Source organism: Dethiosulfatarculus sandiegensis, assembly GCF_000931935.2.
Taxonomy (GTDB): domain Bacteria; phylum Desulfobacterota; class Desulfarculia; order Desulfarculales; family Desulfarculaceae; genus Dethiosulfatarculus; species Dethiosulfatarculus sandiegensis.
Genome location: NZ_AZAC01000034.1, coordinates 76,946 through 99,655 on the forward strand (window position 1 = coordinate 76,946; position 22,710 = coordinate 99,655).

General features: G+C 51.3%; 21 protein-coding genes and 1 tRNA gene. 4 read left to right on the forward strand and 18 right to left on the reverse strand.

Annotated elements, in window-relative coordinates; genetic code table 11:
• Positions 1 to 50: 50 nt before the first annotated feature.
• A complete protein-coding gene (locus tag X474_RS17885; protein ID WP_044350844.1) occupies positions 51 to 764 on the reverse strand; it encodes a hypothetical protein in 714 nt (237 codons plus the stop codon).
• A gap of 499 nt (positions 765 to 1,263) precedes the next feature.
• Here X474_RS17885 and X474_RS17890 point away from each other — a divergent pair, with 499 nt between their 5' ends.
• Positions 1,264 to 1,701, forward strand: a complete 438-nt coding sequence (locus tag X474_RS17890) for a hypothetical protein (RefSeq protein ID WP_044350845.1) — start codon at positions 1,264 to 1,266, stop codon at positions 1,699 to 1,701.
• A 93-nt stretch (positions 1,702 to 1,794) separates the two neighbouring features.
• On the opposite strand, the gene X474_RS17895 is transcribed toward X474_RS17890, so the two are convergent.
• The gene (locus X474_RS17895; protein ID WP_044350846.1) at positions 1,795 to 2,352 is read right to left on the reverse strand and encodes a GAF domain-containing protein; all 558 of its coding nucleotides are present in this window, start codon (positions 2,350 to 2,352) and stop codon (positions 1,795 to 1,797) included.
• Positions 2,353 to 2,527: 175 nt separating this feature from the next.
• Positions 2,528 to 2,992: a universal stress protein gene (locus X474_RS17900; RefSeq protein WP_044350847.1), complete on the reverse strand. Its 465-nt coding sequence runs from the start codon at positions 2,990 to 2,992 to the stop codon at positions 2,528 to 2,530.
• 1,535 nt (positions 2,993 to 4,527) lie between these two features.
• Here X474_RS17900 and dnaA point away from each other — a divergent pair.
• Positions 4,528 to 5,853 carry a chromosomal replication initiator protein DnaA gene (gene dnaA / locus X474_RS17905; protein WP_044350849.1) on the forward strand — a complete coding sequence of 442 codons (1,326 nt, stop codon included), beginning with the start codon at positions 4,528 to 4,530 and terminating at the stop codon, positions 5,851 to 5,853.
• A gap of 305 nt (positions 5,854 to 6,158) precedes the next feature.
• Here the strand turns inward: dnaA and X474_RS17910 are convergent, their stop codons facing one another.
• A complete protein-coding gene (locus X474_RS17910) occupies positions 6,159 to 6,809 on the reverse strand; it encodes a nitroreductase (protein ID WP_044350851.1) in 651 nt (216 codons plus the stop codon).
• Positions 6,810 to 7,441: 632 nt separating this feature from the next.
• Here X474_RS17910 and X474_RS17920 point away from each other — a divergent pair.
• Together X474_RS17920 and X474_RS17925 are read left to right on the forward strand one after the other, a co-directional pair.
• Complete coding sequence (locus tag X474_RS17920) at positions 7,442 to 9,160, forward strand: hypothetical protein (protein WP_044350853.1); 1,719 nt, start codon at positions 7,442 to 7,444, stop codon at positions 9,158 to 9,160.
• Between the two features lie 14 nt (positions 9,161 to 9,174).
• On the forward strand, positions 9,175 to 10,749 hold the full coding sequence (locus tag X474_RS17925; RefSeq protein ID WP_044350854.1) for a MuF-C-terminal domain-containing protein: 1,575 nt from the start codon (positions 9,175 to 9,177) through the stop codon (positions 10,747 to 10,749).
• 451 nt (positions 10,750 to 11,200) lie between these two features.
• On the opposite strand, the gene X474_RS17930 is transcribed toward X474_RS17925, so the two are convergent.
• From X474_RS17930 to lptC, 14 genes are all read right to left on the reverse strand, one after another.
• Positions 11,201 to 11,285, reverse strand: a tRNA-Leu gene (locus tag X474_RS17930).
• A 9-nt stretch (positions 11,286 to 11,294) separates the two neighbouring features.
• The gene (secG, locus tag X474_RS17935; protein WP_044350856.1) at positions 11,295 to 11,615 is read right to left on the reverse strand and encodes a preprotein translocase subunit SecG; all 321 of its coding nucleotides are present in this window, start codon (positions 11,613 to 11,615) and stop codon (positions 11,295 to 11,297) included.
• A 70-nt stretch (positions 11,616 to 11,685) separates the two neighbouring features.
• Positions 11,686 to 12,441 (reverse strand): triose-phosphate isomerase, encoded by a 756-nt coding sequence (gene tpiA / locus X474_RS17940; protein WP_044350857.1) that lies wholly within the window; start codon positions 12,439 to 12,441, stop codon positions 11,686 to 11,688.
• A gap of 266 nt (positions 12,442 to 12,707) precedes the next feature.
• Complete coding sequence (locus X474_RS17945; RefSeq protein WP_082464478.1) at positions 12,708 to 13,949, reverse strand: phosphoglycerate kinase; 1,242 nt, start codon at positions 13,947 to 13,949, stop codon at positions 12,708 to 12,710.
• Between the two features lie 524 nt (positions 13,950 to 14,473).
• Entirely contained in the window at positions 14,474 to 15,481 is a 1,008-nt protein-coding gene (gap, locus tag X474_RS17950; protein ID WP_044350858.1) for a type I glyceraldehyde-3-phosphate dehydrogenase, read from the reverse strand.
• Positions 15,482 to 15,715: 234 nt separating this feature from the next.
• Entirely contained in the window at positions 15,716 to 16,213 is a 498-nt protein-coding gene (gene rimI, locus X474_RS17955) for a ribosomal protein S18-alanine N-acetyltransferase (RefSeq protein ID WP_044350860.1), read from the reverse strand.
• Positions 16,210 to 16,608 (reverse strand): PTS sugar transporter subunit IIA, encoded by a 399-nt coding sequence (locus tag X474_RS17960; protein ID WP_044350861.1) that lies wholly within the window; start codon positions 16,606 to 16,608, stop codon positions 16,210 to 16,212. The genes rimI and X474_RS17960 overlap by 4 nt, the downstream gene beginning before the upstream one ends.
• 7 nt (positions 16,609 to 16,615) lie before the next feature.
• Positions 16,616 to 17,512 (reverse strand): RNase adapter RapZ, encoded by an 897-nt coding sequence (gene rapZ / locus X474_RS17965; RefSeq protein ID WP_044350863.1) that lies wholly within the window; start codon positions 17,510 to 17,512, stop codon positions 16,616 to 16,618.
• Between the two features lie 486 nt (positions 17,513 to 17,998).
• A complete protein-coding gene (locus X474_RS17970; protein WP_044350864.1) occupies positions 17,999 to 18,460 on the reverse strand; it encodes a PTS sugar transporter subunit IIA in 462 nt (153 codons plus the stop codon).
• 25 nt (positions 18,461 to 18,485) lie between these two features.
• Complete coding sequence (hpf, locus tag X474_RS17975) at positions 18,486 to 19,025, reverse strand: ribosome hibernation-promoting factor, HPF/YfiA family (protein WP_044350865.1); 540 nt, start codon at positions 19,023 to 19,025, stop codon at positions 18,486 to 18,488.
• Between the two features lie 116 nt (positions 19,026 to 19,141).
• Positions 19,142 to 20,605: an RNA polymerase factor sigma-54 gene (rpoN, locus tag X474_RS17980; RefSeq protein ID WP_044350866.1), complete on the reverse strand. Its 1,464-nt coding sequence runs from the start codon at positions 20,603 to 20,605 to the stop codon at positions 19,142 to 19,144.
• A gap of 11 nt (positions 20,606 to 20,616) precedes the next feature.
• Positions 20,617 to 21,339 (reverse strand): LPS export ABC transporter ATP-binding protein, encoded by a 723-nt coding sequence (gene lptB / locus X474_RS17985; RefSeq protein WP_044350867.1) that lies wholly within the window; start codon positions 21,337 to 21,339, stop codon positions 20,617 to 20,619.
• 2 nt (positions 21,340 to 21,341) lie between these two features.
• Complete coding sequence (locus X474_RS17990) at positions 21,342 to 21,896, reverse strand: LptA/OstA family protein (RefSeq protein ID WP_052515374.1); 555 nt, start codon at positions 21,894 to 21,896, stop codon at positions 21,342 to 21,344.
• A gap of 34 nt (positions 21,897 to 21,930) precedes the next feature.
• On the reverse strand, positions 21,931 to 22,533 hold the full coding sequence (gene lptC, locus X474_RS17995) for an LPS export ABC transporter periplasmic protein LptC (RefSeq protein ID WP_197282181.1): 603 nt from the start codon (positions 22,531 to 22,533) through the stop codon (positions 21,931 to 21,933).
• Positions 22,534 to 22,710: the final 177 nt, after the last annotated feature.

A 22,710-nucleotide genomic window follows, 5' to 3' on the forward strand; every position in this document is an offset into this window, starting at 1 on the left:
GCATCGTAACCCCCCACACATGGGGGTCTATTCAATTTGCCCGGGTATTTTTACAGGGGGCGGCCGGGAGCAAGTTTCCAGACAAGTTCGCCGCGAGCCATGTTTTCCATGACAATGTTTTCGTTGGGGTTTTCCAGATTAAGCGCCGCCCTGGCCTGGATTCCCCCATCCTGATCCAGAGTTTCTATGACCAGTCTGCCGTTTTTCTGTGATTTTCTTTTTAGTTCCGCCGGTTTTTTACCAAGCCTGGTCAAGGCGCGCAGGCCCAGATGATCCGGTACAGGCAAGTTGTCCATGGTCTTTAATAGGCCGTTCCACTTTCCGGCCGCACCAAAAATCTTGATAAGATCCCGTGCGGTTTGCCCTGAGAAAGTGGCATAGGGCCGCTTTGCTTTAAGGGCTTTTTCTTCAGTCTCCAGATAGGTTTCCCAGGCGCTTTTAAGTTTCCGGAATCGTTCTTCCGGAAGATTCCAGCTTTGGCGTCTTAAAAAGCCTTTTAGTCTGCCTAAGTTTACCAAAGCCCTGGCAGGGCCTCTGAAACTCGCGTTGCCGATGTTTTTTGGGTTCAAGTCTCTGAAAAGCATATCCAGATATGCCCTGGCCACGGCAGAGCCAAGGGCTGACTTCTCATCGGTGGATAAGGCCGGCAGGTTGGCCAGTGATTCCGCCAGGGCCACTTCCGGCATTTCACCACTGGTTTCAATAAAAAGCGCTTCATCATCCAACCAGGAAGGGCAGTGGATTTCAAATGGGTCAATTGGCATTTTGGGTTCTCGCATTTATATGGAAAACGAAATAGTCATGTAGGATAGTGCAATTATTACAGTAAGTTATTTTTGTGCAACCAGTGAAGCCACATGGCTTGACAAAAGATTTTGTTTTTCGCAGGAGAAAGGCCGCGCGACAAGAGATGCAGCCTAAAATAATGTACAATTCAATAAAAGGGGTTTTTTTGTCCGGTTTTTGCAACAAAATTGTGAGCAATGCAAAACAGTTTTAACTTATGATTGCCAAATGACCGGCCTGGTGATATTAAACCCTAACAGTGTTAATCGGTTTCAGCCATAGAATATAGGGCTGAAAAAAGAATTGATAAAACAAAAACCATTGACGCAGTTTTTCGTGAAAACCTGAGGACGAGGTTATTGCTTGGGTGACAACTTTAAGGTTTTGAATGTCTGGTTGTTCCCGGCAGACTTAGCTCCGCTGCCCGTCCCTTAAACGCCCACCAAAGCCAAGGCGATATAAAAGGAAGGAATAACCATGGGCGCAGGAGGCTTCAGTACTAACTACAGGGAAGACAGCCTTATTTCTCGTCTGGAGAATTCAAGGGCTTCCCTATGGCGGCGTCAGCTGTCCCAGTTGAATGACTGTGCCGGTGAATTGGCCAGACGTTTGGCCATGAAATTGGTGAACGACGAGCTGGTCGAAACCACCAACCAGACCGAACTTGAGAGCCAGCTGGCTCAATGCCTGCAAAAACTGCTGGTGGCCGAAGATTTTGATATTCAATATGATATCGCCCCAGTTCGTGAATTGGTGCCCAGGCCCAACCGAGTCTCGCTTTACGTCACCGCCTTTATCATCGAAAAGTTGATTGACCATCGCTCTATAGTAGATATCTTTGGTACAGACCTTGAGATTTACAAGGCAGTGGATGAAACGGTTGATTCTTTGATAACCGCCGGCGGCAAGAAATAAGGCCGTTAAGGTCTTTTTATAACAGGCCCAAATGCTTTCCACCTGTGGTTGCGGTGTGATCAGACGTTCGAAAACGCCTGTTCCCACCTGCAATCAAAACCTTTCCCAACCGTCCGGTAGACTGCTTACTATATCCCATATGGACTGCAAGGCATTCAAGACCCGGGTATAGCGCATAGCCAGGCCTATGTTTTCAGCCAGGAGCAGAAGAATATCATGGTCATGCTGACTGACCTCCCAGACCTGGTCGTGATATAGCCTGAGGACCCCCAAGACCTCTCCAGACCCCAACATGGGCAAGGAAACAATGGCCTTGATTCCTTCTGCGTGGGTTTCTTCCGGGTATTGCAGATCCTTTTCAACCGTGGTGTCCGGTATGATTACAGACTGTCCTTCCATGGCCTGGGCCAGGCTTTTGTCCGCAATCACAGGCCCTTTATTCAAAAATTGGTTGCTCAGGCCAAAACTGGCCAAAAGTTCAAGTTCCCTGGTGTTGGGATTGAGGACAAAAAGGGTTGAGCCCTTGATGCCCAGAGTCGAGGTCAATAATCCGTTCATGTTGTCGGCCAGTACCTCCAGACTGGATGCACCACCTAAGGCCTGGCAGATCACTCTCAAACTTTCATGATCAATCCTGTCTTGTGCTGACATATTAAACCCCTTGTCTGCTAGTCGTTTTTGTCCCCGGGCCTCTAAGTCCGGGCCTTTACCGGCCAAGATCACTCATTTTTCAATCAGGCTTGAGGCATCCCAAAGGTATTTCCCCTTTTGCACTTTCAAGGTCCTTGGCTTTTAACCGGCGTCAGAGGGTGGTCTTGGCAAAATATCAGGTAACCAGGCAGGCTGTTGCACCGCGCAGTCCTGCCAGCACCCTGGATTGAATGTTGCGCACAAAAAAGCGGGTTACCCTGTCCTTGCGTTGAGTCAGGATAACTATGTTGAAAAAGCCTTTGTAAATCGTTTCCAGTATTTCATCGGCAACATCTTTACCGCGCGGCCTGAAAACTACCTTCACGGCATCCTCTTCAAAGCCGTTCTCCGCCAGGTATTTCACAATGTTTTTTAACTCTTCTTCTTTTCTGGTCAGCTCCCTGCTTAGGAAATTCATTCCGGTTTTCAACCGTGAGGTTACGTTTCCCGTGGTGGTGTTCACCTGGGGCAGGGGGGCATAGACATGAAAAAGGGTCACCTCAACCTCTTCCCTTTGCCCAAAGGTCTGGACCAGGAAATCCAGAGCCATGCGGTCCAAAGGTGAAAAGTCATATGGAACCAGGATTTTTTGTTTGGCCATGAAAAACCTCCTGAAATATGCCAGATCCCTCTATTTCCAGGCTGATAGAAATGGATCGGGCATGTCAAGACCTTGCAGGGAATGTTGGCTGTTAAGTGGTTGAAAAGTGACGGTTAAGGTTCAGGTAAGGGTTAAAATAAGATTGAGTAGCTAAGCTGAAAAGTTAATAAATCGTATAACTATTTGTTTCTAAATGATAAATATGAGAGAGCCTCTGTTGGTGTTATGAAATATTTGGTGGAAAATAAAAATAAATCCTGTTGAAAAGCAGTTAATAAATCAAGGTGAGTGAAAAATATGGTGCTGTAATTAGTGGAAAAAAGGAGCAAGACCTGTGGATAATCGGTTGAAAACTGGTGTATATATGTAAAATCAAGTGGAAAAAGCGACTAGTACAGGGGAAAAACAGTTTAAAACCTATGATTATGCAGGCGTATGTTCTGTTTTGTTCAATTTTTTTTATTGGCTGAAGGCGCCGGAAAAGCATTTTTTTCGAAGGAAAAGGCCACGTTGCTTAAACCTGCTTTGCCGGGGGTGTAACAGGTTGTTAATAAAAGTGTTGTCAAAGGGTTGAAAAAACCTTTGGCCGGTTTTAGTATGCCTGTCCTAGCCGAGGAAATCGAAGATTAAATAACCAGTCAAAGACAGGCTTTCTTAAAAAACGCTAATCTGCTTTCATTACGGTATCAACTGACTTGAGCTTAGGCTCGAAGCAGCCATACAACCCTACTTGCGTTATACGCAGGTGAATTTTTCCTGATCAGGCCAGGCCAAAGACAATCTTTGGGCCGGCTTTTTTTGTTTGGCTGTTTGAGCGATAGGCTCCGTGGTTTGGCGGCCCTCTGGCCGAAAAACTCGGGAAGCAGGCTTTTGACCCTTGATGAAAGGCTTCTCAGGCTGGTGTGGACAAAATATACACATATGTGAAAAAACGGCATACTTAGTGCCGTTAATTCTTGTATTCCTTGGTTTTTACCTGGGAAGACATGATCAACCGGGAGCAAAGAAGATAAAGTAAAATCTAAATTCAGACAGATGTTAGCCTATGTTAGGTGCCTGGATTTGATTTTGCGGCAAGGCGCTTAAAAAAAATGAAATCCCCGACGAGTTACAATATCTCGTGATTCAAATGAGTTATCTGGAGAGAGCAACCCTTTGGTATGAAAAAAGGCGAAATCTGCAATAAATAGCAGCAATTTTGAGAAAGCAAGAGATCGCAATTGTGGGTAAAGAAAGCCACAGTTGTGACAAACTTTGAATTCGTAGAGGCGACGGACAGTTAGACAAACTACGGTTGAGTGCATGCCTAGTGGGCGTAACAAATCCGTAACAGTAAAAGCTAATAATTACCAAATGATAGAGTTGTGGGTAAGCGGCATGCCGGCTCGCAGGCGGTTGGGCAGAGTTATGTTTGACCAATTTCAGGTCTGCCGGTAATACTGAATCTCGAAGTCCCAGCCTGTCTGACTTGCTCTTGCGTAATCTGTGTTGAGTTTTTAACTCTGGGCAATAATGCCTGGATGAAGGATAGTCTTTTGTCCGAAAATAGACTTTGGAATCATATTATTGAGGATTTGCAGAACCGGCTGGAGCGGGACGACTTTGATCTGTGGATAAAGCCGTTGGCCGCCCAGATGGGGGCGAACGATAACCTCACTTTGCTTTGTCCCAGCAGGTTTCATCTGAAGCGTTTACGTGAAACCTATTTACCAATGGTGAACAATTTTCTGGAGAATCAAGGTGAGCAGGTTAAGCTGAACTGCAAGGTGGCAGTGCCTTCCAACAGCCGGGGAGAAAACCAGTCCAACCGCCAAATGAACCTGCCCAGCATCAAGCGGGGCATGCCGCTTTTGAACAACCGATTCAAGTTTGATCGCTTTGTGGCTGGAGGAGGAAACGAACTGGCCTTTGCGGCCGCCAAGGCCTTGGCGGGAGAAAAACGTTTTTTCAGCAACACCCTGCTCTTGGTCTCTGACACGGGATTGGGCAAAAGCCACCTCACCCAGTCGGTGGGGCACTATGTAATGGAGACTCAGCCCAACGCCAGAGTGGCCTATCTGACCGCCGAGGATTTTGCCAATCAGATGATCTCCGCTTTACGCCGCAAGAACATGGATGCCTTTAAGGAACATTTCAGGCGCGAATGCGACATTCTCCTTTTGGAAGAAATCCCCTTTTTGGCCGGCAAGGAAAAGACCCAAGACGAGTTGGGTTTCACCCTGGATGCCCTTTTGGATGCGGGCAAGCGCATAATCCTGACCTCCTGCCAGGTGCCAAATGAGATAAAAGGCATTAAAAGGAATCTGGAGAGCCGCATCTCTTCCGGCATGACTATTAATATCGAACCTCCCGATCATCGCACCAGGGTGAATATTCTGGCCCACCAGGCCCATGAAGAGGGAATGGTGGTGGATCCTGAGGTGCTGGAGTATCTGGCTCAGGAAATCCCCGAGGATATACGCCGTTTGCAATCCTCACTGGTGGGGATCATGGCTCAGGGCAGCCTTACCAACCGTCCCATGGACTTGGGTCTGGCGGTTGAAATTGTGGGCAAGATGACCCACCGCAAGAAAAAGGTTAATGTTGAGACCATCAGAGATATGGTGGCCAGGATATACGGCATGGAGATCTCGACCCTGACCAGCCGCAGCAGGCGCAAGGTAGTGACTGTGCCGCGCAATATGGCCATGTATCTGTGCCGCAAACACACCAGCGCCTCCTATGCCACTATTGGCCGCAGCTTTAATCGCGACCACGCCACTGTGATGTATGGCGTTAACCAAATTGACCGTAAAATAGCGAATGATCCCAAACTGCAAAAGGAGATGTCCCATATCGAGCAAAGATTGGGTGTACGCTGAAAGCGCGCCCGAAAAAGAATCAGCGGGCCGGGGAGATGCTTTGGCGCTGTTTGGCTTTTTTATTTTAAATAACAGATATAAAGAATTTTAAGGCTGAGATGGTTTAAATATGACCAACTCAGCCTTTTTAAATTGTTTTATTCTGGCCAAGTGTCCCGCAATGGCAGGCTGACAGGTAGAATATCACGTAATATAAGTAAGTTAATTTATTATTCGGGTCTCGGTGTCAGTTGTTTTCCATGGCCGTCGCACACTCTCCCGCCTTTTACAATCTCTTCTCAAAACATTAAAAAATGCGTGGGTCGTCAATACCATCGGACCACTTGTTTCATGGGCGCCCTGGGCGTTTTAAAGCGGTTCAGCGGTGAATTTTCATTGGCATAGCCCACGGCCAGGGCCAGGACCACCTGGCGATCGGGCTGAATGTTCAAAAAATCCCCTATCACATCTTCATAAGCGCAGACCAGGCCAATGGGGCAGCTGGCAAGGCCCATCTCCTCGGCGGCCAGGAGCAGCCAACCTGCGGCAATCCCCACATCCAGGGATCGCCCTTGGCTGAATATGGTGTGCAAGGTGGCGATAACCACGCTTTGGGCCCCATAGAAGCTTAAGGAGCCATGATTGATAAAGGTGGCGAACTCCGCCCCTGCCTCTGCCAAAAGCGGTTTCATGCCTTTATCCAAATCTTTCTGGCGATCCAGATAAACCTGGGGCAGGGTCCTTTGGTTGTCCGGCTTGCAGCCCGCCCCCCTTTCGGAATGAGCCTTGAGCAGCTTTTTACTGAGCCTTGCGACCTCTGCTCCCCGTACAACGGTGAACTGCCAGGGTTGCAGGTTAATGGCGCTGGGGGCCTGGCAGGTGAGGCTCATCAGTTTTTCAAGGTCTTCTTGGGGAACTTCCCTGTCGCTGAAATCGCGGCAACTCTGACGAGAAATAATAGCCTCTTCCACTCGCATGGCAATCCTCCCCTGTTTTTGGAATGGGCAATCGCTGTGGGGAACTATCGGCCGGGAATGTTAGCAAACCATACTCGGCAAGTAAAGGATGAGAAGAGGTGAAAACCCGCCATATAGGGGCGCTGAGAGATGTTTGCCCCGCTGGGATTGTTTTTTTGATTGGCCCCTCGTCTATGTAAACGCAGGAAAGGCCCGGCAAACGCAGCGGGACACTGGGCTCCAATTGCCCAGGAAGATGCACTCGCCGAACCTTTCTAATTCCAAATTACTCACCGAAAAAGAGATTGTCAATCAGGTTTGGCGCATCCAAACAGGAAGTGTTCAGCTTGGTATGGCTGGCTTCGCAGTAGGCCAGAGGGGGGATTTGGCCAAAAGACGGGTCACCAAAAAAAATACTGCTTTGGGAGGGCACGCCGCACCCTTGTAAAACCCTAGACGTTGAGTCGGGCCAAAGCAGTGAAACTTCCTTAAATCCATGACAAAAAAGATGTTCGCCGGTACCTCTCAGGCTGAGGAATTTAAGCTCACGGCGGACACGTAATTTTGGCTTATCTGCTTTTCAAACCCAAAGATAAAACGACAACTTTATCAAGGAGCTTACCGGTGCGAACCTTCCCCTGCCTCAGGTTGAGATGGAATCATGGGCCAGGCAGGCGGTGGCCGCAGGCGCGAGCCCCAAGGAGGCAGCGGGAGCGGCCCTGATTGCCGGGCATTGGGCCAGGAGCATGAGCCGGTATCTGGGCATTAGCCCCAGTGAGTACTGGAACAAGCATCTGGCCGGGGTGGTGGGGCCTGGATCTCTGGATTATGCCGCCGGGAGCATGCATGTCCTGGGACAGGCTGCCATGCGGCGGAGTGAAAAGCCCTTTGAGAAATTCCATGAAGACGCCTTGAATGAGGCCAATTCTCACCAGGAGTTTTGGGATTACGGCGAGTCTCCGCTGCTGGGGTTGCCGGTCAAGGTGGGGGAGGACAGGATTCGCAAATCGCGCTCCCGTCACCCGGATGTGACCATGGAAGATTGGCAGAGGTTGCCGGAGATCATTTCCGGGGCGAGTGAAGTTGCGGAGCTTGCCAAACACCATAAATGGCCAAAAGAAAGTAAGGCCTTCGTTGCCGAGGTGGACGGGGAAACATTTGTGGTCTTGGGCGCCCCCCGTAAGAAGCATGGAGGCTATTTTGAGGTTCTCAGTCTGTTTAAGGGAACATCTACGGGAGCTTTGAATTGGCTGGCTCAGGCTGGAAAAAATAGGAGGAGCTTAACCGGTGTTGGCGGCGGCCCCAACGCAGCCCAAGCCCAGAGTGTAAACACCCCGGGACGTACCGGCCCCAACAGCTCCTCCTCTTCAGTCAAAATAACAAACCTGTTCGCTAGCTACAAGAAAAAACCCAATTTTGACCTGGACCCGGCCCAGGCGGCCAAGGCTGTCAGCCGGGGTAAGAATATAAGCCGGAAAACCCTGGATAAGATAGCCAAGCTTCTGCAGGACAAGGACCAGACCTTAAGGGCCCTTTTGGACAACCCCAAGCAGGCCGGGCAGATACTTAACGCCCTGCAAAAAGACGGGGTGATTCAAAAGACCAATGCCAATGTTTACTGGGACTCCAAAACCACCCCTAAAATCAAAGATTTTGGGGACCCCGGGCGCGGCCGGATAACCCAACAGGGCAAGCTTTTGGTCGAGAGCAGCCTTTTGGGGGCAGTGCTGCCCGACTTCGGGCTTTTGCAGGTGTCGCCGCCCTGGCTCTTGAATGTGCTGGGCCGGAACCTGGACCACCTGGGCAGGCTCAAGGCGCGGGGCGGGGCCTGGGACCTGAGCCAAGACCTCTTGCAGGCCGTGGATATGGTTTTGGCGGCCGAGGCCGGCCCCAAGGCGGTTGACCAGCTCAGGCAATACATTGCCCAGCAGACCCTGCCCGGCATGGAGCAGGAACACAGCCATGGAGCCAGGGCAAAGGCGCTGGCCCTGGCCCTGGTGGGAAACAAGCCCAATGCGTTCAGGGAAAAGTTGAAGGCCCTGGCCAAGGCCGCCGGTCGGGATGCAAAAGGCCGGGAAAGCATGTTCGGCACACTTAGCGCCGACGATGCCTTTTATCAACAGTTCGGGCGGGTGGAGTCTTTGGGGCAGCCGCTTAATCCGGGTGTGGATTTGGAACAGCCGGTTCGGGTGGTTCAGGTTAAGCCTCAATTTGAGGGGCGTAAGGCTTATGAATTTACCAAGGGGCAAGGGCGCAAAGACCTGAAAAAAGCCGTAATAGGAAATTATATCAATAACAACACAGGTTGGAACATCAACCTAAGCGGGGGGAACGTGGACACGCAATCAGTTCTATTTTACGTGTTTCTGTAAAACCCATCGTCAGTGTGGAGGCAGTTGCTAACCTGCCTTTATTAATAGAAAATGCCGTTTTAGTTGAAACTCATGCGGATACTAAAAACGAAAAGGGACTTAAGCAGGTTCATCGCTTCTTTGCCGGGTTCCAATTAAAGGAAAAAGTATACACCGCGAAAATAACAATCAAAGAATATGAAAATAGTTTTTCCGCCAGTTTGGAAGAGATCTTTAGCGCCTATGACATGAAGTTGGAAAAGGAAGTGCCTGACGGAACTCGCCAGCTGAAAAGCTCTAAGAGCAAGGCAACTGACTCCACGCCAGGCACATCTATAAGACTACGTAAATTATTGGAGGGTGTCAAGGATAACCAAGGGGAACCGTATATTGACACCCTCTTTCAATCCGCTCACCAGGGCAAGCCTTCGCCTTTTAGTCAAAACCCGATCATGAACCAGGCCCAAAAGGCGGGCAGACGCCTTGCCCGGGAAATGGCCGCCTGGAAAAGCCAGGTGCGGGATTTTCTGGGGAAAAGATTAAAAAACAACGTTTTGTTAAGGGTCGGCAAGACCCCGGATGTTTTGCAAAAACTTGGGGCCAAGGATTTACCCTTGGTTATGGACCAGCGCGCCTTAGCCAAGGACATGTATGACAAGCATACGATCCCCCAGGCCATTATGGAGGATTTACCTCGACTTATTGCCGACCCAGCGGCTGTTTTTGATTCAGAGACTAAACCCGGTAATTTCTTGGTTTTGACCGAGGCATGGTGCGGCGCTGGTCCAATAGTGGCGGCCGTGCATCTCAATAAAAGACATAAACGTATTGAAGTCAATAACCTTGCCTCAATGTACAGCAAGGATGCCAGCCCTGAAAAGTTCTTTGCCAGACAGGTTCATGACGGTAGGTTGCTTTATGTAAACGCAGGAAAGGCCCAGCAAGTGCAGAGAACCGGGGGGCTCCAATTGCCCAAGGTGATGCTCTCGCCGAACCTTTCTAATTCCAAATTACTCACCGAAAAGGACATTGTCAAGCCCATACTGCCCGGTTCCTTGCCTCAGGGCAATCGCGGTGCGGCCCATTTTCTGCCTGACGGCCGGGCAATGATCCAGCTTTTCAAATCCGCCAATCCCTCCACCCTGGTGCATGAGCTGGGGCACGTATTCCGCAGGTCACTTGAAGAGTTGGCCCTGATGCCTGACGCGCCGGAGCGGGTCCAAAAGGACTGGCAGGCCATGGCCGCCTTTGTGGGGGCTGATCCAAAAGGTCCATGGAGCATCGAGCAGGAAGAGACCCTGGCCCGGGCCTTTGAGGCCTATGTCAGGGAGGGCAAGGCCCCTGCACCGGGCTTGCGCGGGGTGTTTGAAACCTTCAGGCGCTGGCTGGTTGACCTATACAAGTCTGTCCGCAGCCTGGATGTGGAGCTTAATGACGACATCCGGGGCGTGTTTGACCGCATGCTGGCCACTGACACCGAAATATCCAGGGCCAGGGCGGAAGCGGGAGTGCAGCCGTTTTTGGTCGGCTGGGCAGAAGGGACCCCTCCCGTGATTCGAAAGGGCTATCTTCCGACGCTACCGAGCCTACACTGGAGCCTGCCTTGTTAAGATAAGGCCGTTTACTGTCTGGTGTAGATGGCAATGAAAAAAAAGTGCCTGACGGAATGCGCCAGCTGAAAAGCCCTGTCAAGGGCAAGGCAACTGACTCCACGCCAGGCACCAAAGTAAAATTAAATGAATCTTCCTGGAGGGTCAAGAAGAATAGAGGGGGCCATTAAGATACACTTTTTTAGATTACCTGATTAAGCTTTAGGTATGTTCATGAAGTGGTCTTTAGTAATACTCTTTAACTATAGATATAAAATTTTTAAGCTAAGAGATTAGGTTTACAATTTGCAATTTTTATCTTTTTTAAAGATTGTTCTTAAGTTAAAAAAGAGAGGGCACTAATGGGAGTCCGGGTTGGGGGGGTGTATGGGGTTAGTTAATAGGACAACTATGGGGCAACCAAAAAAGAGGGGCTGCCCGAAGGCAACCCCTTAAAACTATTTGTATTTTGTGGTGCCGTCGGCCGGATTTGAACCGGCACGGGTCGCCCCACCGCCCCCTCAAGACGGCGTGTCTACCAATTCCACCACGACGGCACTTTCGTTCTATTTTTCAGCGGGCGCTTGGCTGGGAGCCGCCGGAGCAGCGTCACTTTGCTGAGTCGTAGGCGCCACATTCTGCATAACAGACTCAGGTCCACGATTCTGGGCGAAAAATGCCAAGCTTAAGGATGTCAGCATGAATAACACCGCCACCAGGGTCGTTATCTTTGCCAGGAAAGTTACAGCGCCAGAGGAACCGAACACGGTCTGTGATGAGCCGCCAAAGGCCGCTCCCACATTGGCACCCTTTCCGGTCTGAAGCAAAACGATAAGAATCAGACCCAAACAAGCGATAACATGCAGAACAATTACTAGCGTGGACATTAACCATTCCCAATTGAGTTTAACCGCTGACCTTCATTGGTCAACGCGCTTATATATACCGTAAAACGCCTCAGATGGCACGCATTATACCAAGAAAATTTTCAGATTTTAGCGAAGCCCCACCAATAAGGGCTCCATCAACTTCCGACTGGGACAAAAGCCCCTTTGCATTCTCAGGTTTTACGCTGCCGCCATAGAGAATCCTCATTTCATCGGCTGTTTGCCTGTCAAAAAAAGCAGCCACCCATGCCCGTATAAAGGCGTGGGCCTGGTTGGCCTGCTCCTCTGAGGCTGTCTTGCCGGTGCCAATGGCCCACACAGGCTCATAGGCCAGAATCAGCCTCTGGGCATGCTCAGGCGTTATATCCATAAGTCCCTGGCCGAGCTGGGTTTCAAGCACTGTTTCGGTGCGGCCTTGCTCTCTCTCCAGAAGGGTCTCGCCCACGCACAAAATCGGAGTCAGGCCCGCCTGGTAGGCAGCCTTGATTCTTTTGTTCACCGTTTGGTCGGTTTCGTGGAAATACTGCCGCCTTTCGGAGTGTCCCACCAGCACATGGCTGGCTCCGGCGGCCCTTAGCATGGATCCGCTGATCTCACCGGTATAGGCCCCTTGTTCTTCCCAGAACAGGTTTTGACCGGCCAGGAGAATATTTGTCCCGTCAAGGACCTGGGCCACGGGATGCAAGGCGCAGAAGGTTGGGGCCACAAGCACTTCAGCCTTGGTCTGACCGTTTGCCCCCAGCTTGATCTCCTGGGCAAGCTGAACCGATTCCGCGATGGTTTTGTGCATCTTCCAGTTGCCTGCGATCATCAAGGTGCGAGCCATAACCTCCTCCTTAGCGTTTTACATATACCCCTTTAGCCCGGGCTTTTAATCGCGGCTGAAAAGCTGCCCTGGGAAAGGGGGGTGAGGCCCGGACCGTTAATGCGGCAGCCGGGCCTTGCTTTTTCATATGGGTAACTCAGCTTGCCGGTAAAGTCCTTTCCGAAATTTGCCGGGTTCCGATTGATGAAAACATTTTTTTCCGGTTCGAATTACTCATATTACGGAATGCTCGTAATTCGTAAGCCTTTTTCTTAAAGCAGCAAGCGTCAGCCACGCTTGGTAAAGCAGGAATCACCTATGATTCTGCCTTCCATGCCTGTGGAGCCGCCGAGCGCCGCCACTGCGGGCAGGGTGTCGCCTGTGAGCATGGCCAGGAAGGCGCCGCCGCCGGTTGAGATATAGCTGATATTGTCTGTTTCACCCACCCGGCTCACGGCTACGTCTGTGTCGCCGCCGCCAATGATCGTCATGGCATAGCTTTGGGCCACAGTGGAGACCATGTTATAGGTGCCCCGGCTGAATGCATCCATCTCAAAGGCTCCCATGGGGCCGTTCCAAATAATGGTTTTGCAGTCTCGCAAGGCGGTGCGGTAAAGCTGGCTGGTGGCCGGGCCTATATCCATGACCATCCATTCCTTGGGAATTTCCTGCACTGTGGTCACCATGGTCTCGGCCTTGGGGTCGAAACGGTCTGCCACCACGCAGTCCACTGGAATATAGAGTTTGACTCCCATTTCCTTGGCCTTGAGCATAAGGCATTGGGAAACCGAGACCAACTCTTCTTCATAGCGGCTTTTGCCGACCTCATAACCCACACCCTTTAAAAAGGTGTTGGCCATGGCTCCGCCCACAATCATTTTGTCCACATGCTCAAGCAGGTTTTCCAGGGCCTCAAGCTTGGTGATGGCCTTGGCGCCGCCGACCACGGCCGCCAGGGGGCGAGCCGGATCAACCATTGCGCGACGGAAATATTCCATTTCCTTTTTCATGGTGAAACCGGCGACACTTACAGGCGCGAACTTGGTGATGCCCTCAACCGAGGCGTGAGGCCTGTGAGCCACGGCAAAGGCGTCGTCCACGTATATATCGCAAAGGCTCGCCAGGGCCTTGGAGAATTCCGGGTCGTCCTGGGTCTCGCCCGGCTCGTAGCGCAGGTTTTCCAGCATCAGAACCTTGCCGGTCTTAAGTTCCTGCACCATCTTGCGGGTTTCATCATTGACTAATTCCGGGGGGCCCAGATGAACCTGTTTTTTCAACAGGCGGCCCAATCGGCGGGCCACAGGGGCCATGGAGAGCTCCTTGACCACTTTTCCCTTGGGTCTACCCATGTGGGACGCCACGATAACCTTGGCGTTTTCGTCCAGGCAGTAGTTAATGGTGGGCAGAGCAGCCCTTATGCGGTTGTCGTCCGTTATGTTCTGGTTTTCATCCAGGGGTACGTTGAAGTCCACTCGGATGAAGACGACCTTGCCTGCAAGATCAATCTCATTAATATAGCGCACGGCCAGTCAAGCTCCTTGATTAAAAATCCTTCCCCGTTTTAAGGCCCCGTCAGGGGCGGAAACGGGCCCAGTATATTGTAATGGCTTTTCCCGATTAAAACGGTTGTTGCCAAACCTGTTTTAACCCGCCTTGTTTTATCGTCTGAGGAGCCTTCTTAGCACGGCCCCCGGTTCGGGCCATGACGGACCCTGATAATTAACAAGCAAAGGGTTTTTCAGGCCTTTTTTATTAACCAAATGACTGCCGTCAATGATTCTGACGGCAATGGCCCTGAAAAGGCTTTTGTCTGTCTGTCTCCAAAGGTAGTATACGCTTCTCGAAGGGGCTGCGTAAAACCGCATTCAACAAAAGTCTGCTTATAAAGGTTCATATAAGCCGGTTGGCCCAATATGGATATTCCAAGACCGGCTCATAATAAAGGTCTGAAAAAAACTTTTTCCAGCAAGCTGATAGGAGCCCGTTACAGGGCTCCTTAAATTTATTTTAAAAGCAAAGGCATTGTCGGCGATAGTTGCCTGACCTTAAAAGGTTACAGGCTTTTCGCCACCATTTCGGCCAAGTTGACAAGGCGGCTGGCAAAACCCATTTCATTATCATACCACGAAAGGACCTTGACCATGCGGCCATCCATAACCTGGGTCAAAGCAGCGTCGACAATAGATGAATAAGGGCAGGTGGTGTAGTCAATGGAAACCAGGGGCTCATCGCTTACCTTGAGGACTCCGGCCATGGGGCCTTCGGCAGCCTGACGCAGGGCGTCGTTGACTTCCTCGGCATCCACTTGGTTGCCCAAACGGCAGGTGATATCCACCAGGGAAACGTCCGCGGTGGGCACCCTTATGGCAAAGCCGTCCAGTTTGCCTTCAAGTTCAGGGATAACCTGGGTCACCGCCTTGGCCGCGCCGGTGGAGGTGGGGATCATGGAAAGCGCGGCGGCCCTGGCCCTGCGCATATCCTTGTGAGAGCCGTCCAACATGCGCTGGCTCATGGTGTAGGCGTGAATAGTCGTCATGAGCCCGTGTTCGAGGGTAAAGACATCGTTCAGCACCTTTGCCACCGGGGCCAGACAGTTGGTGGTGCAGGATGCGTTACTGATGATGTGGTGGTTTTGCGGGTCATATTCCTGTTGGTTGACACCCATGACAAAGGTGTGATCAACGCCCTTGCCTGGTGCTGCGATCAAGACCTTTTTGGCGCCGTGTTCCATGTGTCCCTGGCAAGAGGCGCGGTCCTTGAATTTACCGGTGGCCTCAAGCACTATATCCACATCGTATTTTTCCCAGGGAATCTGGTCAGGGGAGGGGGCTCTGGTGATTGCGACCGGGTGACCGTCTATGATCAGCTGGTCTTCATCGTGTTCAACTTCGGCCTGAAAAGTACGATGCACTGAGTCGTATTTCAGTAAGTGGGCCAATTGATAGGTGTCTGCCCGACCGTTTATGCAGACCAATTCCAGTTCTTCGTGCCCAGGACCCAGAATTCGCGCAAGCAGGCGGCCCACACGTCCGAAACCGTTGATCCCAACCTTAACTGCCATCTCGTAGTTCCTCCGCAGATACCGGCATCTGAAAAGAGCCTGCCGGTTTAGCATGGTGCAAGAATAAGACATCCTTAAAACGATCTAAGGCCCTGGGCGCAACCAAAAAAGCGCCGGGCCGTTTGAATCATCCAAGGTTGTCATATCAACGTACTGAAGACATTCTAGGGGCTTATTGCTGACGGTCAAGTGCTTTTATGGGGTAAAGGGCAAGTAGGTTTGAAAAAGTTTGCTTTAGTCAACAGTGCTTGGCTGAAATGTATTTTTCAGGTCCAAAAAAAGAATCAGAGCGTCTTCGCCGTCATTTGTGTAATAGCCCGGTTTTCTGCCGATTTCAGAGAAATTTAAGGAGCGGTAAAGTCGACGGGCAGCCAGGTTGCTGGGGCGCACCTCTAAAACCGCCTCCCTGGCCCCCAGTTCAAGAGACAGGTCCAGCCCTTTCTGCAACAGATGCCTGCCCACTCCCCGGCCCCGAAACGCGGGGTGAACCGCCAGGTTTTGGATTTGGATTTCATGGTCTTGCAGCCACAGGCAAAGGTAGCCTGCCAGGGCTTTACCGGGAAGGGTGAGGCAAACCAGCGGGTGAGCCTGTTTGTGCAATATACCGGCCTGGAAAAAATAGCCGGGCCAGGGCGAGGCAAAGGAGGCCGCCTCAATGGCTGTGATTTCCTTGATGTGCCCCGGCAGCATGGGCAAAACGGCCAGCCTGGGGCTGGTTGAAGGCCGGGTCATGGAACTAAAAGCGCTCCGGCGGCGTTAATGGCATTTTGTCCTTTCTCAGATACCTTGACGGCGAGTATTTCCAGGGTGTTGTCTTCCCGGGTGGTGGCCGCCTCAATCATCATCGGCAGGTTGACTCCGGTCACCACTTCCACCTTGTCTTTCTCTAATAAGGCGCAGGAGACATTGTTGGGGGTGCCGCCGAACATATCGGTGAGGATCAGGACTCCGTCCGGGTCCTTGAGCTTTTTTACGCTGCGCGCCAGCCTCTGCTCCAGGCTGTCAGGGTCGGTTGTGGCCAAAATGTCTATGGCTTCGACATTTTTGATTTTCCCCAAAATAAACTCCGCCGCGCTCAGTAATTCTGAAGCAAGGCGGGCATGAGAAATGATGATAAGACCAATCAATTATTTTTTACCCCAGTTGGATGTCCCTGTGACGCAGGGTGACGCGTCGGTTTTCGTTTTCCAGGTTTTCCGCCAACCAATGGGCCACTGCCACTGAGCGGTGGCGGCCACCGGTGCAACCTATGGCTACTGTAATCTGGCTTTTTCCCTGGCGCTGGTATTCAGGGATAATCAGTTCCAAGAGGTCCTTTAAGCGCGCCAGGAAGTCTATTGCTATAGTTTGCTGAAATATAAAATTTACCACCCGATTATTACGGCCGTCAAGTTCACGCAGTTTTTCCACGTAAAAGGGATTGGCCAGGAAGCGAACATCGATCACCAGGTCCGCTTCAGCCGGCAGGCCGTTTTTATAACCAAAGGTCAACAGATTGAGCTGCAGTTTCGCCGGGGGCGCCATGCGCTTGAAAAGCGAGTGAACCTCGTCCCTGAGCTGGTGAATTGAAAAACCGCTGGTGTCGATAATCTGAGTGGATTGCCGACGGATCTCGGCCAGCATTTTTCGTTCCCTGCGGACCACCTCTTCCATGGACGCTTCATCTTTGGCCAGAGGATGCTGCCTTCTGGTTTCCGAGTAGCGGCGCAAGAGCACATCATTGGATGCTTCCAAAAAAAGCACCTCCAGGCAAAAACCCTGTGCGGCCAAGTCCTTTAAAGTGGCCGGAAAGTTTTCCACAAAGCCCCTGGCCCTTACATCCATCACCATGGCCGCCTTGAAAGGCTCCACCACATGCTCCAAAGGCAGCTTGACAAAAGACGAAAGGAGTTCCACGGGCAGATTATCCACCGCATAAAACCCCATATCTTCCAGAACCTTGAGAACCGTGGATTTACCGGAACCGGAAAGGCCGGTTATAACCACAAATCTGGAATTACTTTTAATGTCCGTTTGCAAAATGTCTTTCATTCAGACCGCCCGTCAGCATTGGTTCAGCAGGGAACATGCTCTTCATCTTTAAACAAATCCGAGGAGATTCGTTATAAAAACGGCTATGCGCCCTAAACGCGCCCGGTATAAAACCGGTTGCGGCGGTTTGGGCGGGTAAAAAGGCGTAAACACATCTTAAGGGAAGTCATGATCAAGCCTCTTTGGAGGTGGATCAAAAGAAACCCTTAAACAGCCTTTATCAGGGCCCGGCAAAAGGAAAGTTCGCCAGCAGCCTTGGCCCCGCCTCATAAAACCTTTAACAGACAGTTGTAATTGCCTGAATCAGGTTACGCACTTTACTGAAAAGGCCGCCGGAAAATATTTCCGACGGCTTCAATCTTAAAAAAACACTGGTCACTATTGTCAAACGGCCTCTAAAAAAAGAGAAAAACCAGTGTCTTTGCTATGCGGCGATCAGGTTGTTTTCCCCGCCGCCCCGGCTGATGCAACCGGGGCGGCGGGTTTTTAGAAATCTTCGTCCTGGGCCTTTATGACCTCGAATATCTCAGGCGCGCCCTTGGCTTCAACCAAGTCCTTGCGCACGGAGCCGCTTTTTAAAAGCCGCGAAATTCTGGCCAGGGCCTTGAGGTGGATGCCGGCGGACTTGTCAGGGGCCACCACCAGGAAGAACAGATGAGCGGGTTTGCCATCCAGAGAGTCAAACTCCACCCCGGCTTTGGATCGTCCAAAAGCCAAAAGAAGATGGCTTAAGTTCTCCAGTTTGCCGTGAGGAATGGCTATCCCGTCGCCGATTCCAGTGGAACCCAGGCGCTCGCGCTCTATGAGCACTTCCATTAGACGTTCCGGGTTCAGTTTCGGGTCGGCCTCTTGAAGAACCTGACACAGTTCTTCCATGACCGCCCTTTTGCCTGTCCCCTTAAGGTCGGCGATTACTTGGTTTTGTTGGAGTACGTCAGTTAGTCTCATTCACTTGCCAGTTTGTTAGCCAACGTTATTGAGGCTCAATCAAACCAAAATTACCATCGGCTCTGCGGTAAATAACATTGAGCATCTCGTTTCGGGCATTTATAAAAACCAAAAACTCATCTTCCGACAGATCCAGCTGCATGGCCGCTTCATCCACGTCCATGGGTTTGGCTGTGAGTTTGGTTGTTTCTATGATTCTGGGCTCCGGATCCACAACGCTTTCGGCCTCGAAAACATCCACCTTGAAGGGTCGTTCCGAACCTTTGCGGCCGCCTTTGCCAAGATTCTTCAGCTTTTCCCGGTAGCGCTTGACCTGTTTTTCGATTTTGTCGAGGACCAAGTCCATGGAGCTGAAAAGATCCCCCGTGGTTTCACTTCCGTGTATTTTGAGGCCTGAGGCCAAGATGGTCACATCCGCCTCGTGACGGTGTTTTTCCACCGTAAAGGTGATGACCGCCTCGACGGGGCCGTCAAGGTACTTTTTCAGTTTTTCGACCTTCTCCTGGGCGTATTCCTTTAGTGCTTCCGAAGGTTCGGTGTGACGAAAAGTGACTTGGATTTGCATCAGGATAACCTCCTCGATGTATGGGACATTGCCACCAATACGAGAATAATTCATTATCCCCGACCGGCGGGGTTGTCAACGGCCTTTTAGCCGGCCCAGGTGGCAAAGCCCTTGGTTCAGATGATGCGCCTTCTTCGGCTGGATGGCAAAATGCCAAGCATCTCTCTATATTTAGCCACTGTTCGCCTTGCAATATCAATATTTTCTTTCTTAAGCAATTCTGCTATAGTCTGATCGGATAGAGGTTTGCCTTGATCTTCATCGCCCACGATCTGCGCAATTCTTTCCTTTACCGCCTCGCTGGCCACGGCTTGGCCATGCACCCGGTTGATGCCCGAATTAAAGAAAAATTTAAGTTCGTAAACACCTTGCGGAGTGTGGACGTATTTGTTGGTGGTCACTCGGCTGATGGTGGATTCATGCATGCCCACATCTTCGGCCACATCCCTCAATACCAGGGGCTTTAAATTGGTTATGCCGCTGTCTAAAAAAACTTTTTGGTGTTTTACTATGGATTCGGTGACCTTGTAGATGGTCCTCTGGCGCTGGTGAATGGAGCGGATCAGCCAAAGAGCGCTGCGCAGCTTGGTTTGCACATATTCCTTGGCCTCGCTGGAGGCCTCTTTACCCAAAGAATCCTTGTAAAAGTTGTTTACCTTGAGTTTCGGCAGACCGTCTTCATTGAGCACGATCACATACTCGCCGTCCATTTTGTAAACATATATATCCGGCGTTATGTAGTGGGGCGGGTCGTCGTCTATGGCCCGGCCCGGTTTGGGCTCCAGTTTGCGGATCAGCCCAATGGCCCTGGCCACTTCATCCAGGCTCACCTTGAGTTTTTTCGCCAGGGGCTTGAACTTGCCCTTTTCCACCATGTCCAGGTGGCTTTCCAGAATTTCGTGCACCAAGTCTTCGGCAGGGAAGAGCTCCACGGCCTGGGTGATGAGGCATTCCTGGATATCGCGGGAGGCAACGCCCAGGGGGTCAAACTGCTGCACCACCTTGAGCACTGCTTCCATTTCTTCCACAGAGACGCCTTTGAGCTCGGCAATGGCCTCCAGGGAGCTTTTCAGGTAACCGTCCGCGTCCAGGTTGCCGATTATTTCGGCGCCCAGCTCCATCTGGCCGTCGTTAAGGGCGGACATGCGCAGCTGCCAGAGCAGACTGTCCCTGAGAGACACCGCCCGGGAAAGCACATTTTCAAAGGAAGGCGTTTCCCGGGATTCGGCCATTCCTCCTTCGCCGGAGCCCCTATTCGGAGCCGAGGAATATTCGCCCAGGTAGTTTTCCCAGTCAAAATCATCCTTGACCTTTTCTTCCACCTTGACTTCATCCAGGGAAGGCGTCTCCACCTCTGCGGCCTGCTCCGTGTTATCGGTTGATTCAGAGGCTTTGGAATTCTGCTGGTCGACCTGGGACTCCTCGTTGAGGTCCAGCATGGGGTTTTCCATGAGTTCCTGGTTGATGGTCTCGGCCAGCTCCAGGCGCGAGAGCTGCAACAGTTTTATGGCCTGCTGCAACTGCGGCGTCATTACCAGCTGCTGGCTGAGTTTAAGAGTTTGTTTGATCTCCAGACCCATGGTTCCTCAAGCTATAATGAGAAGTTCTGACCCAGGTAAATCCGGCGCGCCACTTCGCTGTTGGCGATGGTCTCCGGATCTCCTTCTTCTAAAACGTTTCCTTCATTAAGTATATACGCCCTGTCGCAGACAGTCAGCGTTTCTCTGACATTGTGGTCACTTATCAAAACCCCTATGCCTCTGTCCTTTAACTGGCGGATGATATTCTGCAGATCCGCCACAGCCAGGGGGTCAATTCCGGCAAAGGGCTCGTCCAGGAGAATGAAGGTGGGCTCGGTGACAAGGAGCCTGGTTATCTCCACCCTGCGGCGCTCACCGCCGGAAAGTGAATAAGCCTGGTTTTTGCGCAGATGAGACACCTTCAGCTCATCCAGCAGGCTTTCCATGCGGGCCTCTTCTTCTTCTTCGCTTAAGTCCAGGGTCTCCAGGATAGCCCTTATGTTTTCTTCCACTGTGAGTTTGCGAAAGATGCTGGGCTCCTGCGGCAGGTAGCTGATTCCCCTCCTGGCCCTCTGGTAGGTGGGGAACTCGGTTATATCCTCGCCGTCTAAGCGCACCGAACCCTCATTGGGAGTGATAAGGCCCACGGTCATATAGAAGCTGGTTGTTTTTCCCGCTCCGTTGGGCCCTAAAAGGCCTACAATTTCATTGTCCTGCACGCTTAGCGAAACCTGGTCCACCACTCGGCGGCCCCCATAGATTTTGACAAGCTTATCAAGGGTTAGTTTGTGCACTTTTACTTCTTTTTCTTCTTGGCTCCGGGAGTAATGGTCACGCTGACCCTTTTGCCGGGTTTGCCGTGCACAACGGCCCGGTCCTGATCCATGAATACGGTGATTTTTTCGCCGGAAACCTGGTTTTTACCCTTCCAGACAGTGGCTTGGCCTTCCAGAAGCATTTTGCGGCCTCCGGCCCAGTAGGTGGCCTTGCGGCCCACGGCAAGCCTGTCTCCCTGCCTGATTTTCACATGGCCGATAGCCACAACCTTGCGCACCTTGCTGGCGTCTTCGGCCATGCCGCCCGTGGCAGGTTTTTCGGTCTCGGTTTTGGCGTCTTCTTCCTCGTCCTTTTCGTAATAGACCTCCAGCACGTCACTGTCTATGTTGACATCCCCCTGGGTTGCCTTGACCGTTCCTGTGAAGGTGGCTATACGCGATGTATCGTCCACCTCGAGCTGATCGGCCACAACGTGCACCGGTTCATCGCTGGCTTCTGGTTTGCTGAAGGCTCCGGCTGGTGAAACCGCCAGAGCAAGGATCAATAACGCGGCCGGGATGGGCCAAAGCCTCATTGCCAGTCCTCCCGTTAAAAAAGGGTTTTGGATATCAATTAGGATTCTCTATTGTTGCTCCGCGGGGCGGTCCACTGCCCACGGGAATAAAGGTGGAGTCCACCTCTTTTTTAAAGACAACTCTTTCTTCGGGAACAAAAACCTTCATGCCCCTGGAATTAATTTTGAACCTTTTCCCCGCCACAGTGACGGGATAATCCGTATCAACCAGTTTTTCTTTGTCAAAATAGGTCATGGCCTCTGTTCTCAAGGTCAAACCGTCTGAAGTACGGCCCCGGACCTTGCCTTTAAGCCCGACCACCTGATTCTTCTGGTCATAGTCGGCTCGGTCGGATTTGATTTTGATCCAGCCGCCTTTTTCCTTGAAGAAAGTTACATTGACATTGAAAAGGGTTATCACCCCGGTTTTCCGGTCCATTTTGGCCCTGTCCGCAGACAGTCGCCATTTTCTGACCCCATCGGTCACCTGCGTGTAGGAAAGGCCCTGCACCCTGGGCTTGCCGTCCGCATCCATTTGGGGCGCGTTTTGGGTGTCCACAAGCGGCAGCTCCACCGGTGGATTCAGCAAATACGCAGCCACTGTGCCCACCAATATAGCGGTCAGGGCCAGTAAAAATATCAAGCGCAAACGTCGCAATGGTTTTGATTTCCTTGTGCACCCTCGCCGAAAGAGTATATCCAGGCCTGCTTTTAACGTAAAGGCAAAATTCTTGCATGCGGTTTTGCGATGACCTCGTTTTCATAAATATAAAAGAGCGGTCTTTTTTCGCAGTGAATTGGAAAAGCAGGTTTTCCCTTAGATATCTCCTTATAT

Coding starts and splice junctions, on each gene's coding strand:
- rpoN (WP_044350866.1), bottom strand. CDS start 20,605: ATGGGTCTGGAGATCAAACAAACTCTTAAACTCAGCCAGCAGCTGGTA.
- hpf (WP_044350865.1), bottom strand. CDS start 19,025: ATGCAAATCCAAGTCACTTTTCGTCACACCGAACCTTCGGAAGCACTA.
- X474_RS17990 (WP_052515374.1), bottom strand. CDS start 21,896: ATGAGGCTTTGGCCCATCCCGGCCGCGTTATTGATCCTTGCTCTGGCG.
- X474_RS17900 (WP_044350847.1), bottom strand. CDS start 2,992: ATGGCCAAACAAAAAATCCTGGTTCCATATGACTTTTCACCTTTGGAC.
- rimI (WP_044350860.1), bottom strand. CDS start 16,213: ATGACCCGGCCTTCAACCAGCCCCAGGCTGGCCGTTTTGCCCATGCTG.
- X474_RS17970 (WP_044350864.1), bottom strand. CDS start 18,460: ATGAGACTAACTGACGTACTCCAACAAAACCAAGTAATCGCCGACCTT.
- X474_RS17895 (WP_044350846.1), bottom strand. CDS start 2,352: ATGTCAGCACAAGACAGGATTGATCATGAAAGTTTGAGAGTGATCTGC.
- tpiA (WP_044350857.1), bottom strand. CDS start 12,441: ATGGCTCGCACCTTGATGATCGCAGGCAACTGGAAGATGCACAAAACC.
- X474_RS17910 (WP_044350851.1), bottom strand. CDS start 6,809: ATGCGAGTGGAAGAGGCTATTATTTCTCGTCAGAGTTGCCGCGATTTC.
- X474_RS17920 (WP_044350853.1), top strand. CDS start 7,442: ATGGAATCATGGGCCAGGCAGGCGGTGGCCGCAGGCGCGAGCCCCAAG.
- secG (WP_044350856.1), bottom strand. CDS start 11,615: ATGTCCACGCTAGTAATTGTTCTGCATGTTATCGCTTGTTTGGGTCTG.
- X474_RS17885 (WP_044350844.1), bottom strand. CDS start 764: ATGCCAATTGACCCATTTGAAATCCACTGCCCTTCCTGGTTGGATGAT.
- gap (WP_044350858.1), bottom strand. CDS start 15,481: ATGGCAGTTAAGGTTGGGATCAACGGTTTCGGACGTGTGGGCCGCCTG.
- rapZ (WP_044350863.1), bottom strand. CDS start 17,512: ATGAAAGACATTTTGCAAACGGACATTAAAAGTAATTCCAGATTTGTG.
- X474_RS17890 (WP_044350845.1), top strand. CDS start 1,264: ATGGGCGCAGGAGGCTTCAGTACTAACTACAGGGAAGACAGCCTTATT.